This window comes from Rickettsiales endosymbiont of Peranema trichophorum (assembly GCF_004210275.1).
GTDB lineage: Bacteria > Pseudomonadota > Alphaproteobacteria > Rickettsiales > Midichloriaceae > RICK02.
Genome location: NZ_SCFA01000082.1, coordinates 1 through 12,804, shown reverse-complemented (window position 1 = coordinate 12,804; position 12,804 = coordinate 1). Strand labels below are relative to the sequence as shown.

General features: G+C 41.7%; 10 protein-coding genes. 7 read left to right on the top strand and 3 right to left on the bottom strand.

The genetic code is table 11. The features are described 5' to 3' along the window. Positions 1–224: 224 nt before the first annotated feature. Positions 225–428 (top strand): hypothetical protein, encoded by a 204-nt coding sequence (locus EDM53_RS04425; RefSeq protein WP_130122458.1) that lies wholly within the window; start codon positions 225–227, stop codon positions 426–428. Further along, a complete protein-coding gene (locus EDM53_RS04420) occupies positions 425–886 on the top strand; it encodes a DUF2335 domain-containing protein (protein ID WP_130122457.1) in 462 nt (153 codons plus the stop codon). The genes EDM53_RS04425 and EDM53_RS04420 overlap by 4 nt, the downstream gene beginning before the upstream one ends. A gap of 199 nt (positions 887–1,085) precedes the next feature. On the opposite strand, the gene tsaB is transcribed toward EDM53_RS04420, so the two are convergent. Further along, positions 1,086–1,742: a tRNA (adenosine(37)-N6)-threonylcarbamoyltransferase complex dimerization subunit type 1 TsaB gene (gene tsaB, locus EDM53_RS04415; protein WP_130122456.1), complete on the bottom strand. Its 657-nt coding sequence runs from the start codon at positions 1,740–1,742 to the stop codon at positions 1,086–1,088. 35 nt (positions 1,743–1,777) lie between these two features. Next, complete coding sequence (gene dnaJ, locus EDM53_RS04410) at positions 1,778–2,917, bottom strand: molecular chaperone DnaJ (protein WP_130122455.1); 1,140 nt, start codon at positions 2,915–2,917, stop codon at positions 1,778–1,780. Between the two features lie 136 nt (positions 2,918–3,053). On the opposite strand from dnaJ, the gene ispE reads away from it, so the two are divergent. Then, a complete protein-coding gene (gene ispE, locus EDM53_RS04405; protein ID WP_130122454.1) occupies positions 3,054–3,893 on the top strand; it encodes a 4-(cytidine 5'-diphospho)-2-C-methyl-D-erythritol kinase in 840 nt (279 codons plus the stop codon). 24 nt (positions 3,894–3,917) lie between these two features. On the opposite strand, the gene EDM53_RS04400 is transcribed toward ispE, so the two are convergent. Then, the gene (locus EDM53_RS04400) at positions 3,918–4,559 is read right to left on the bottom strand and encodes an HAD family hydrolase (RefSeq protein ID WP_130122453.1); all 642 of its coding nucleotides are present in this window, start codon (positions 4,557–4,559) and stop codon (positions 3,918–3,920) included. Positions 4,560–4,703: 144 nt separating this feature from the next. On the opposite strand from EDM53_RS04400, the gene EDM53_RS04395 reads away from it, so the two are divergent. The 4 genes from EDM53_RS04395 to EDM53_RS04380 are packed head-to-tail and all read left to right on the top strand — an operon-like array spanning position 4,704 to position 12,614. Continuing rightward, positions 4,704–4,994: a VirB3 family type IV secretion system protein gene (locus EDM53_RS04395; protein WP_130122452.1), complete on the top strand. Its 291-nt coding sequence runs from the start codon at positions 4,704–4,706 to the stop codon at positions 4,992–4,994. Positions 4,995–5,003: 9 nt separating this feature from the next. Further along, positions 5,004–7,418 carry a VirB4 family type IV secretion/conjugal transfer ATPase gene (locus tag EDM53_RS04390; protein ID WP_130122451.1) on the top strand — a complete coding sequence of 805 codons (2,415 nt, stop codon included), beginning with the start codon at positions 5,004–5,006 and terminating at the stop codon, positions 7,416–7,418. Next, positions 7,415–9,922, top strand: coding sequence for a TrbL/VirB6 family protein (locus EDM53_RS04385; protein ID WP_130122450.1), 2,508 nt, complete (start codon positions 7,415–7,417; stop codon positions 9,920–9,922). The genes EDM53_RS04390 and EDM53_RS04385 overlap by 4 nt, the downstream gene beginning before the upstream one ends. Then, positions 9,915–12,614: a TrbL/VirB6 family protein gene (locus EDM53_RS04380; protein ID WP_130122449.1), complete on the top strand. Its 2,700-nt coding sequence runs from the start codon at positions 9,915–9,917 to the stop codon at positions 12,612–12,614. Before EDM53_RS04385 ends, EDM53_RS04380 begins: the two co-directional genes overlap by 8 nt. The last annotated feature ends 190 nt before the right edge of the window (positions 12,615–12,804 follow it).

Here is a 12,804-nt window from a genome sequence, read left to right as displayed (position 1 = left end):
TACGGGAACATCTGGAGCAAGTGAACTTGACACATCTACGGGAGATGGATGGTGCACCGTTTGGATTGGTGCAGCCATACTTGAGGTCTATCAATATTTTGGAAATACTGCAACTTTTAATTTAGAAAATAGAGAGCTGTAGATTTTTTTATTGATAAAAGGATATTATTCTGCTGTAATAAATTCGAAATATTTATAGTTCAGATCAATACAACATTTTAGACATGTTATTACGCACTTTTTTTATCAAGTTAGGGGTAGGCTACAGGCTATATTTCTCTGTTGGTGGAGCGCTTGAGGGGGTCCAGGGTGACACTACAGCATCTTTACCGTTGTTGTACGATCTGCAAGGAGATATTGACAACGGGCTAGTGCGCTTAGTGCAAATCGACTCCAAAATAAAAAAGTTACATAAGATAGGGACATGAAAAAGACAAATCATCCAAAGCAATACGGGTATGCTAGTTACATACAAGACAGGAAGGTTCAGCATGAACACAACTCAATTCTACCACCACCTGCAATACTTGAAAGCTATGAGGAGGTTTCCCCTGGTACAGTAGAAAAGCTACTGGATCTTGCAACGATAGAGCAGAAACACAGGCATCTTCTTCAGACCAGGTCTTTATATCTTGCGTCTTGGACGGCAAGATTAGGTCAGCTTTGTGGTGTGGCGATATCGTTTGGAGTATTGTACACTTCTTATGCCCTGGTGTTAAGGAGTGAGGCGCTGATCGGCGGATTAGTTGTGTTATCTGGGTTTTGTTTTTTGTCCATAACTGCATTGTTATCGCATAGAACGAGGGGGGCGAAGAGGGGTGGTGGCAAGTTTCATCACAAGGGAGCTCACAAGGGTGGTCAGAAGCATCATCATCAGGAAAGATGAGCTATACCAAGTTTCAGATTAAATCAGGCAAATGGATTTGAGGATGAGGCTGCGTAAGCGTATTGAAATACCTGCGCAGAGCCGAGTTTCACAAAATCCGTTTTGAATCATTTAAAAATGAAAATTGGTATTATTTGTCACTTAATGAGACCTCTGCGTGAATGACTCTCACTTAGACACTTGAAGTGGTGTTCTCACGCTATAGGTATGGGGCCTTCACATACAGAGGTACAGGCTTCACCCAATCCATTCCACCAACTATCAGCTTGTTAATCGCAGAAATCCCTACTAACTCCGCATTTGGAACAATCGGCTCCTCAACATGCACATTCCCAACTAACTTCCCCTCCTCCATAAGTTGTTCAAGCTCACCAGGCTCAAACATCCTGGGTGCTCCAGTCGGTACTCGATCGTGAAACCCTTGTACATATATGTTATTTCCACCTCCATCCAATAACACATATATCGTCCCATTATCTCTCACAACCGACTCAAAACAACTCACTCCAATAACCGGCTTTCGTATCACCATCGATAATGCATTCGCTACCGCTATGCCAACTCTAATACCAGTAAAACTACCGGGACCTACACTCAGTGCAATGTAGTCCAAATCTTGATACCTATTATAGTGACTCCCCAATACATCTTCAATAAGCGGTAACAATCGCTCCGCTTGCTGATTATGTCTTTCCTCAGCACGATAGCCAACAAGCTCATTGCCCCTAAAAAGACCCACAGAGCACTTGCCCATACAAGTGTCAAAGCTTAATAGTAGTGAGGATTCTACCAGTGATGAACTCATAATGCCCAATCTCACCAACTCCAACAAACAAAACGTACCAAACTGTGACAAAAAATCTCCAATCTAATAGACCGATAAATTCACGTCTAACCCTTCAATTCATCCCAAAAGTGTTTAACCTTGGTAAAGAAACTGTTACTTTCCGGGTGTGATTCAGTACCAGTCTCTTTCTCAAATTCCTCAAGTAACTCCCGTTGCCGTTTTGTAAGCTTCACAGGAATCTCTACAACAATCTTAATAATAAGATCACCAAAAACGCTGCTCTTTAACTTCGGCATACCTTTGCCCTTCAACCTAAACTGAGTACCACTCTGCGTACCCGCAGGAATAGTAACCTTTGCAGACATCCCATCAATCGTCGGAACATCAATACTACCACCTAGCGACGCAGTGGTGATCTTTAAAGGAACACTACAGTATATGTTGATTCCATCACGCTCAAACAACTTGTGTGGCTTAATACCAATAAAGATGTACAAATCACCAGCAGGACCATTCCTAAAACCTGCCTCACCCTCACCTGCAATTCTAATCCTTGTACCATCGTCTACACCAGCCGGAATAGAGACAGAAATACTCCTCTCTTTCGCTACTCTACCAGCACCACTACAGCTGGTACACGGCTCTTTTATAATCTTTCCAACACCAGAACACGCATGACATGTACGCTCCACCGTAAAAAAACCCTGCTGCGTTCGTATCTTACCAGAGCCTCTACATGTAGTGCACTCAACCGGCGGTACTTTACTGCCCTGGCCACCACACGCCTCACACTTTACAGGAGCAGTAAACTGTACGGTATGCTTCACACCCTTGTAAGCTTCCTCCAAGCCTATAGTGAGATCATATTTTAGATCCGTTCCTCTTCCTATATCCTGCTTTCTGTCCTTCTGCCTACCCCCCATAAAGTCACTAAAAATGCCACCAAAGATATCCGAAATATCATCAAAGTCCCCGTGCATTCCAAATCCACCCGCATTTCCTCCAGGCGCCCCCCCCTGTTGAAATGCAGAGTGGCCAAACCGATCATATGCCGCTCTTTTTTGCTCATCCTTTAACACTTCATAAGCTTCCGTCACTTCTTTAAACTTTTTCTCCGCATCCTTATTGCCCTGATTCCGATCAGGGTGGTATTGCATGGCAAGCTTTCTGTATGCACTTTTGATTTCGTCTTTGTTAGCACTCTTTGATACACCAAGTGTAGTGTAATAGTCGCCTTTACTCATGGAGCGTAATATGTCAAAGTTAATATTGCTTTGTTGATAAATAGGTAGCAAACTTTTACCAATCAAGACACAAGTATAACAATTGTTCAAAGAAATCAAAATAAGAAAGTGTTAACTTTAAATCTTTTACAACAACATGACACACAAATGGCTCACAAAACATTCTAAAGCGAAGCTAAATCTTTTCCTTCACATCATCGGTAGAAAAAACAATGGGCTCCATCTCATTGAAAGTTTTTTTGTGCTACTACACGAACTATACGACATCATCAAGGTAAGAAATAGCAACTCCAGTCAATGCACTGTAGTTGGACAAAACATACATGGCAAAAATATCGCGATCACTACACTAGAAGCTATGCAACACTTCGCACCAAGCATGTCTGTCGAAATCGAGATACAAAAACAGATTCCTATAGGAGCAGGACTCGGTGGTGGCTCATCAAATGCAGCCACTCTCATGATACTACTAAATCAGTTGTGGAATCTCAATTTAACAGTCCCACAGTTGCAGCAAATCGCAACGTCAATAGGAGCAGATGTACCCTTTTTCTTACACCAAGATAATGCCTTTGTAAGCAATACAGGAGAAACCATCACACACTGTCAAATAGGCATATCATCCCATATGCTCGTCGTATATCCTATGTTCCCTATCAGCACAAAAGATGTGTACCAAATAAGCGTCCAAAGCTTTCGTCAACCATTATCGCAACTTTCTAAGGTAAATCTCATAGAAGCAATAGTTAGAGGACAAAACGATCTCCAACAAGCTGCAATACGTTTAGAACCACAACTCACAGACCTTATAGACTACATGTCAAAACAAGAAGGTGTAATCACCACGAGCATGTCCGGCAGCGGTAGCGCTTGCTTCTCCTCATTTCAAAACAAAGAAAAAGCAACCCTTGCCTTGCAGCGCTTAAGGAACAAGTACCCACGTTTTTTTCTACACTATGAGGAAATCAGCATTTGAGATGTCACAGTCCAGAATCCCTGATCACTCCTGATTCTCATCTTTCGCTTTGTTATATAAAGAAAGTAACTCGTGATGATTCTTGACCTGTATCTCCTTCAAAGCTTCATCAGAACCTATATATATAGGTATGCAACCACTCCTTCTCGCACACTCAACATCTACCATGCTGTCCCCAACAAACCAAACATCAGCCGGATTTTGAATACGCAACAACTCCATCGTCTTGATGGCCGGAAGAGGAGAAGGCTTGTCCTCCCTAACATCCCCTGAACCCATGATGCTATCAAAGTAATTGTACCATCTCAAATACTTCATCTCCTCATCCAAAAGGATGCGCTGCTTGTTACTCACTATCGCAATCAATCTCTGATCCCTATTGAGCTGCTCTAAAAAAGTCACCGCACCTTCAAGCGGCTCAACACGACCATCTTGCAACATCTGATAGTGATAGTAAAAACGAGCAGAAGCCTCTATATAACGGTCACCAAAAACTTCCGGAAAAACATCCTTCCAAGATCTCGAATTTGAGAAGTACTGGACTTCAAAATCAGTACCTTTAAATTCTTTCCATACCCTTTTTAGCGTTTCCGTAATCAAATCAAGCGTATTTACTAACGTATTATCCCAATCAAATATTACGGCTTTAGGATACTGTAACTTCATCTACTTTTTACCTTAACGTGTTGATAGATATCCACATGTATAGCACTTGAAAATAAAAATTAAAAGAGAATAGCATTTAGTATTGTACATTGCCTAGCACCGCGATAAGCTATATTTATAACAGTGCATTAATCGGGGGAAAAAATGTCTGAAGGAATTGACCAAGATCCATTATTCGTAGGGCTAACTAGGCCACCTATGCTGTTCGGAGCAAGCTATACCTTTACGCTCCTTAACGGAATGTCTTGCATGATGGCATACGTCATTACCACAAGCTTCAAATATCTAGCGCTCATGTTCCCCATACACATGGTGGGATATTACATATGCTCCAAAGAACCACTTTTTATAGAACTATTGCGTGTCAAAGCACAAAAGTGCTCCGTGTGTAGAAATAGATTCTATCATGGGGCAAATTCTTATGACCAATATTAAAATTTGCCCATGTTAAAGTTTTTTAAAACATATGCAGAAAGAGAACGTATAGCACGATCCGAACATCGTAGCTGCGGCTTTATGCCATACCTCACACATTGGAACGCCAATACCTTAATCACAAAAGATGACGAACTATTACAGGTCATTAAAGTAGGAGGGTTCTCTTTTGAAACAGCAGATGACGAAGACCTAGACATCAAAAAAATGATTCGTAATCAGCTTTTCAAAGGAATGGCAGCCGGTAACCTAGGCCTATACTTTCACATAATAAGGCAAAGACATCAAGTATATCCAGACGACTATGCCAGCGTAGATATGCCCGATGGCTTCGCACTGTATTTGGACCAAAAATGGTTCGAAAAAAACAAAAATAAGAATGCATTCGTCAATAAATTATATATTTCGGTCGTTAGAAAAGCTCCAGGGGCCTTAAGCATCGATATCATCGGAAATGTTGCTCAAAAAATTTTTCAGGATGGGGGTAAGGATGCATGGGCCAGTGAAATGCAAGAAGCATATGAGCAACTCGAGGAAGCTACTGCAAGGGTTATAAATACCCTCAGAGAATACAGCCCCAGAACCCTTTCTCTCGTTGAAACACCCAATGGCACATACTCCGAAATATGCGAATTTCTATACAGCATAGTAAATTGCTGTGGAGAAAGTAGAATACTGTATCCATCTGGCAATATCGCAGAGCAGCTCAATACACATCGACTCTACTTTGGCAAAAAGGCTATAGAAGCAAAAGCACCAGACGGTAACAGCAAATTCGCAGGAATCGTAAGCATTAAAGAATACGGCCCCAAAACCTGGGCTGGCTTGATGGACGGCTTTTTAAAGATGCCATTTGAATTTATTGTAACTCAATCTTTTGAGTTCAGTAATAGACAAGTCGCAATTAATAAAATGCAACTTCAACAAAATAGGATGATTCAATCAGAAGATAAAGCCGTATCGCAAGTCGTTGAAATATCTGAAGCCTTGGACAAAGCAATGAGCGGCGAAATATCATTCGGTAGCCACCATATCTCCGTCATGTGCATTGCAGACAGCATAAAAGAGCTTGAAAACATTCTGTCATTAGCAGCAGTTGAGCTTACAAATACTGGTGGCATAGGAATCAGAGAAACCGTTAACATGGAACCAGCATTTTGGGGACAGTTACCATGCAACTACGATTTTGTGGTCAGAAAAGCAACTATAAACACGTTGAATCTCGCCGCCTTCAATTCTTTACATAACTATCCATCAGGCAAGCAAAAAGGTAACCTATGGGGAGATGCAGTCACCGTGCTAGATACAACATCCGGTACACCCTATTATTTTAATTTTCATCTCAGAGATGTAGGACACACCACAATTATAGGACCTACCGGTACCGGTAAAACAGTGATGATGAATTTCTTATGCGCACAGGCACAAAAGTTCAAATGCCGCCTGTTCTTTTTCGACAAAGATAGAGGCGCAGAAATCTTCCTGCGTGCCTTAAATGGAAAATACACCATCATTGATCCAGGAAAACCTTGTAGATTCAACCCACTGCTCCTACCAGATAACGGCGACAACAGAACATTTCTACTTGATTGGATGAAGCAGCTTGTATCAGTCAATGGAGAAGCCATAACATCGGAAGATATGAGCCTCATTAATGATGCCATCTCCGGTAACTACAAACTTGATAAAAAAGATCGCAAATTACGAAACATCGCACCGTTCTTGGGTATAGGTGGACCAGGAACACTAGCAGGTAGAATATCTATGTGGCATGGTGACGGATCTCATGCAAACATTTTTGATAACGATGAAGACATGATAGATTTTTCCAGAGCTACCGTTTTCGGATTTGAAATGGCAGAACTTCTAAAAGACAAAGCAAGCCTCGGACCCGTCTTATCATACGTCTTCCATCGCATCAACATCTCCCTCGATGGTACACCTAGCATGATCGTACTAGACGAAGCTTGGGCATTGATAGATAATCCAATATTTGCTCCTAAAATTAAAGATTGGCTTAAAGTTTTAAGGAAACTAAACACTTTTATGGTCTTCGCAACACAAAGCGTTGAAGACGCAAGTAAAAGTAGTATAAGCGATACCCTCATACAACAAACAGCGACACAGATCTTTCTACCTAATCTAAAGGCTACAGAGCTGTATCGCAAAGCTTTCATGTTGAGTGAACGCGAGTACACCCTCATTAAAACTACAGATCCAGGAAGCAGATATTTTCTAATCAAACAAGGTAATGATGCGATAGTCGCCAAGATAGATCTCTCTGGAATGGAAGATGCCGTCAATATCCTCTCCGGTAGAGCTGAAACAGTCGTTATATTAGATGAAGTACGAAATCAATATGGCGACGATCCAAAAGTCTGGCTTCCAATGTTTCAACAACGGATCAAGGAGAGGAAAGCATGAGTCTCTGGAACTGTAGCAAGAGACATATCAGTTATCTCTACAGTACACTTCTAATACTAATCTTCTTCCTACTGGCATTGACCTCATCAGCACTCGCTTTTGACACGGCCAATGACTTTGAAAGAAAGATAAGCAGCGAAGAGCCTGCATATAAAAACACTGGCTCACTCTCCCTTTGTTTCCCAGACGGTCAAGTGATGGCACCTTGGGAGTATCTTGATTTCAATAATACTTACATTCCACCCGTACTTAACAAAGATACCGTATACCAATCACAACAAAGCAACACCAGTAATCCCACAGCTGGAATCATTGCTAGTAGTACGGTAAGAGCTGCAGTATACATGCAGTTGATTAAAAGCGGAGCTAGCATATTTGTAATACTGGCACTGGGAGCAGAATATCTCGTAATGATAGATGCCTGCAGTAACTCCTATATACTAGCACCACACGAATACGTTAACAGAGATCTGCTCAACAACTGGAGTGCAGAAAATTATAAACAGTATGACAGATCATGTGCAAACCCTCAGTATAAAGCCGGTACCAGCACGGATCCATACGACCCAAGCACACAAGTCAAAGGTTATTTTACCCAATCAGAAATACCCTTTTACTACTCGTGTGATCCAACATATGACCCTACCACGGGTAATACAGTTACTGGAGATCAAATAGGTCAAGTATGGGGATATGACGGAGCCGCATCAGATTACTGTACCAATGGACTCACCAAGAGATACCAAGATCAATTAAAAGTCAAGGTAGGACAAGTACGCGTAGAACATTCAGGACGTGGATTGTGGAACAAGCACAGCAGATGTACAACTCATGATGGAGTAGATCTAAAAGCAGGCGAAGCCAAGTGGCTTGGACCTCACTACATGTACGCATACTACAGATTTAATAGATCAATAGGCAGAATACAGATATGTGTCAGTAGCGTCTATACATTGTTTCCTATTAGAATCGGATGTAGTTACGTCCCTCCACCTAAAGAAGATAAATTTCACGACGAAATACTAGAGCAGTACGTATCCGGAACACGCTGTGGATACTTTTTAGGTAGCAGGGATGACTTAAACAATCTAGGCGTATCACTACACTTTCGAACGATCAACGACATCTCAAGCAATGGTCCAATTAAAGAATTCTTGAAAAGTGACTTTCATATCACCAGCACAGTCGTTGGTTGCATAAAAGATCTCCTCATTAAAGTGCTTGTTAAGCCCACAAGCTCAGGCGATCAAGCTGGCTTCTTTGAAATTGTACAAAACAGATTTTTTGGCATCGTTACTATTGTATTAGGCCTGTATATATCCTTAATTGGTATCAAAATCATGATCTCCTCACATCCTCCAGGCCGTGGTGAGATCAGTATGTTCCTACTCAAGATGGCCCTCGTCATATATTTCACAATGCCATCCACACAAAACCCCTGGTATCAAAACGATTCCCAGGGCACAAAGGGACTCTTCCCATCACTTATCTTTGCAGCAGACGAAATAGCACAGTTTTTTATGGAAGCACAAAATGAAAATGATCCGTTAAGTCTGTGCTATTACGAGTATCTTGAAGAACCTTTGCTCACAGAAAGGGAAATAGAACCATTAGCTCCTGGAGATAAGAGTACACTAGGATACAACGGTAAGGTGAAGCTGACTGTCTGGGACTTAGTAGATTGTAAGCTTATTAACTACTTGAATCTAGGCTCACGGAAATACTCCAGCTCTGGTATCATAGGCTTTTGGCTAGTCGCAGCTTTCCTAGGAGCAGGTAGTGGGTTCATAGTTGCAATAGCTTCATTTGTCTACCTTTTCATGCTCCTCCTAGTGATATTCAGGTTCACACACATTTTCATTCTGTCCTCATTTGTAATCGCCGTGTTAGTATTGGTATCACCTTTAATCATTTGCTTTTCACTTTTTGAGGCTACAAAGGGTATCTTTCAACAGTGGATGAAATTACTTCTCGCCTACATACTCTACCCCGCATTACTCTTTGCATTTGTTGCACTAATGTTGATGACGTTTGATTCTGTATTTTTCGGAGATCTTGCAGATCGCATCAAAAAAGGAGGTAAAAGCTCGATTGTAGAATACTGCAGAGATGTAGACTCCGTCTTCTGCGTGACCACAGTAATTATGAACGGGGATAATACCAGCAACTTAACGACACAATTCACAGAACAGAAAGACCTCGGTATGACCGGCAATTGGACAGTAATTTCAGGCTCAGTCTTAGGAAAATATATGCTGTGTATACCAAAATTAGCATTATTTGCCGTGTTATTTTACTTTTTGATGTCTTCCATCACTCAATTCATAGCTGTACTAGTTGGTGCGCAGGATATGGGTGGAATGGCACTGGGTAGCGTAAACGCAGTCAGCGCAATGAAAATGGCTGGAGGAGCTGTTGCTGGAGCTGGCAAATTAGGATTATCAGCCATCAAGAGCATGGGTAACCCTGCAGGAGGCCAACAAGGTAAAAACAAAGATGACTAGAAAGCATAGTGCTCAATACCTTATCGCACATCTGGCTTTCCTATGTTTCGTCACAGCACTGCTGACATTCATACCATCCAACACGCTTAAAGCCAGCGTATATGGTAACGAGTGCATCTTTGCATGGGAGTTTGGAGATACAGAACGACAAGCATTGAGCGTAGGACCAATAGGAGCAGCCTGTGTCGCACTCTGCGCTGGTGAGTGCAGCATTTTTGAGCGAGAAGGTCCTAAGGGAGAGCTAAACCAGGACAAAATTGACCTTTGCATCACCGAGTGTCAGCACGGCAACAAATTTAGCAGCAGATTTAGGCAGCTTGACAGCGATCCAAGAGCCCCCAGCTCCTTTGTGTGGCAAGATCCTATATCAACTAGATCCGCATGCAGCTTAAATTCACAAGATCCAAAATCCCCATTATACAACATGTATGACAGTGGATTTAAAGTATCAACCGGAGACACAGTAGACGTCACACTCATTCAACCATCAGGAGATAGTCCATCAGAAGTCTATATGTGCGGAATAAAAAGCTATAAAGCAGACCCCATCATATACTCATTCAGCGATACCTTTTGGGAAGATAGGCAAAATCAGTGGGATCCATCCATGGGCGCTCTTCCTACGGAATGGAGCGCTAGAAACCCATCTTTCACCGATACCGGTATTAGTATTAAAGATGGCGACGCATTAACGATCACATATAGAGGTAGGTTCCTTTTTGTACCAACACACATGCCCTCATGCCACCCTCCATTCACAATAGAAGATCAAAGCGTCCCTAAAAACAGGGTGCCAGATCCGTCTTGCGATGCTATTCCAGAAGACGATCATTTGGATACCTCACTGGGCGAAATTATGGGAGGTTACCTCAAGGTTATCCAAATCGATCCAAAAACGATCCAAATACAACCAGGGAGCGATCCAAACACGGTATCTAACTATAATAAAAGCTATGCTTTCTATGGGTTAGAAGGTAGAAAATGGATGGAAAATAGGGAGTTAATCGACATAGATGGTTTCACGTTCAACAACGTTCCAGAGCCAACCGTACGCTTCACAGGATACGTCTCCGGAATGCCTACGCGACAACTTTTAAAAATTCGACACTATGACACAAGTAAAAAATCAGACGACCCAAGCGGTTGGTTCGACAACCTAGGCTGGAAAAGTGTAGAAGTCAACTGGAAGGGCTGTAGACAAACAAATGGGCAAGGTTTACAGTACGCAATCATAAGTGGTTCCGAACAAGACGGGCACATAATATATAACTACAGTACAGCAGATTGGCAGGCTCTAAATTTCTCAAATCTCCCAGGGGGCCTATACAGATCCGTTATACAAGTCAAAGAAAGTACAGATAATTCAGAACATAGAGAATTATTTTTTCGTGTTCAGCCATTTCCATCTGCACCACCTAACTTTGACATCGCTGATACTCATGGTAGTTACCATATTTCCCTGTATAAGAAGTCTAAGACATCTTTGGTCAGTGGATTTGTACAAAACGTCATACACTCCATCAAAGCCTATATGTTCGGTAAAGACGACCAACCAGGTATTGTACATATGGTCTTTAACGATATGACAGACCAAATGCTTGGTACAATCCAAGCACTACTGGTATTTTACATTGCCTATACCGGATTATGCTTTACCCTGGGAATATCACAAATTACGCAACAAGAAGCAGTTATACGGTTACTTAAAATTATCATTGTGCTACAATTAATCAGCAAGGGTAGTTGGGATTTTTTTAACACATACCTACTCAACTTGTTTATCAACGGCTCTCTGGATCTCATAGCAATGATAGCTGCAGATCAATCTGTCTCCTTCTCATCCGACTTTAAGTTAACTCCTGGAGCGATCGCACAAGATCCATATGTCGTATTTAGAATACTGGATGAGCCTCTAAGACAAATATTTACCAGAGAAGTTTGGCTGAAATTGTTGGCATTTTCACTATCCAGCTTCGCATTGTTTATTCCAGGTGTTACCTTAATACTCGCAGTGCTCATATATGCACTCACAATTTGTAAAGTCATACTCATCTACATGCTCTCATTGGTAGGCACAGGCCTCTTGCTAATCATTGCCCCCTTTTTTATTTCAATGCTCCTGTTTCACTATACAAAAGAAATGTTTGAAGGATGGCTCAAAGAACTCTTATCGCTGACTCTGCAGCCGCTCCTTGTCTTCGGCATGTTAAGAATTATGAATACACTACTATTTGTTGGACTAAAAGTTGCGCTGGGATTCACAATATGCAAAACATGCTTAATCGACATTTCGTTTATAGGCTATAACAAATGCCTTGTATACACTTGGACCATGATCTCAATGCTACACCAACCAGAATCAAATTTCCTAGGAGTTAGCATCGGGACAATAGGTCTAGTCTTTTATTTCCTCATAATATCCCAGGGCGCCTACGTCTTGTGTCAGTACTGCACACAATTGGGCCAGCTGATAGCAACAAGCAACTTTGTTGGAATGGAAGTAGGAGGTGCAGCTAAACGTTTCAATCCTGCAAATGTAGCAATGGATTCTGTCAGTCAACTTACCGGCGGTATTGACGACGCATCCATACCAATCGGACTTGATACTGCAACAAAGAACCGACGCATTAAGATCGCTAGAAAATTCACCACACGCTCCAACAACGAGTCTCAAGATCCAGATGGCTCATAAAATTTACGCCAATCAGACAATTCAAACGATCAATAAAAGCTATTAGACCTCTTGCATAACTCATAAATGAGTGAGGAATTTTTAGGAAAAATGCAGGTGAGCACCGCAGCATATCCTATATATGTGAGGAGCGCAGACAAATTTTGACGACAAAATAACCACTCAGAATGAGTTAGGCAAGAGGTCTATT

Coding starts and splice junctions, on each gene's coding strand:
- dnaJ (WP_130122455.1), bottom strand. CDS start 2,917: ATGAGTAAAGGCGACTATTACACTACACTTGGTGTATCAAAGAGTGCT.
- EDM53_RS04380 (WP_130122449.1), top strand. CDS start 9,915: ATGACTAGAAAGCATAGTGCTCAATACCTTATCGCACATCTGGCTTTC.
- EDM53_RS04400 (WP_130122453.1), bottom strand. CDS start 4,559: ATGAAGTTACAGTATCCTAAAGCCGTAATATTTGATTGGGATAATACG.
- EDM53_RS04385 (WP_130122450.1), top strand. CDS start 7,415: ATGAGTCTCTGGAACTGTAGCAAGAGACATATCAGTTATCTCTACAGT.
- EDM53_RS04420 (WP_130122457.1), top strand. CDS start 425: ATGAAAAAGACAAATCATCCAAAGCAATACGGGTATGCTAGTTACATA.
- EDM53_RS04390 (WP_130122451.1), top strand. CDS start 5,004: ATGTTAAAGTTTTTTAAAACATATGCAGAAAGAGAACGTATAGCACGA.
- EDM53_RS04425 (WP_130122458.1), top strand. CDS start 225: ATGTTATTACGCACTTTTTTTATCAAGTTAGGGGTAGGCTACAGGCTA.
- EDM53_RS04395 (WP_130122452.1), top strand. CDS start 4,704: ATGTCTGAAGGAATTGACCAAGATCCATTATTCGTAGGGCTAACTAGG.
- ispE (WP_130122454.1), top strand. CDS start 3,054: ATGACACACAAATGGCTCACAAAACATTCTAAAGCGAAGCTAAATCTT.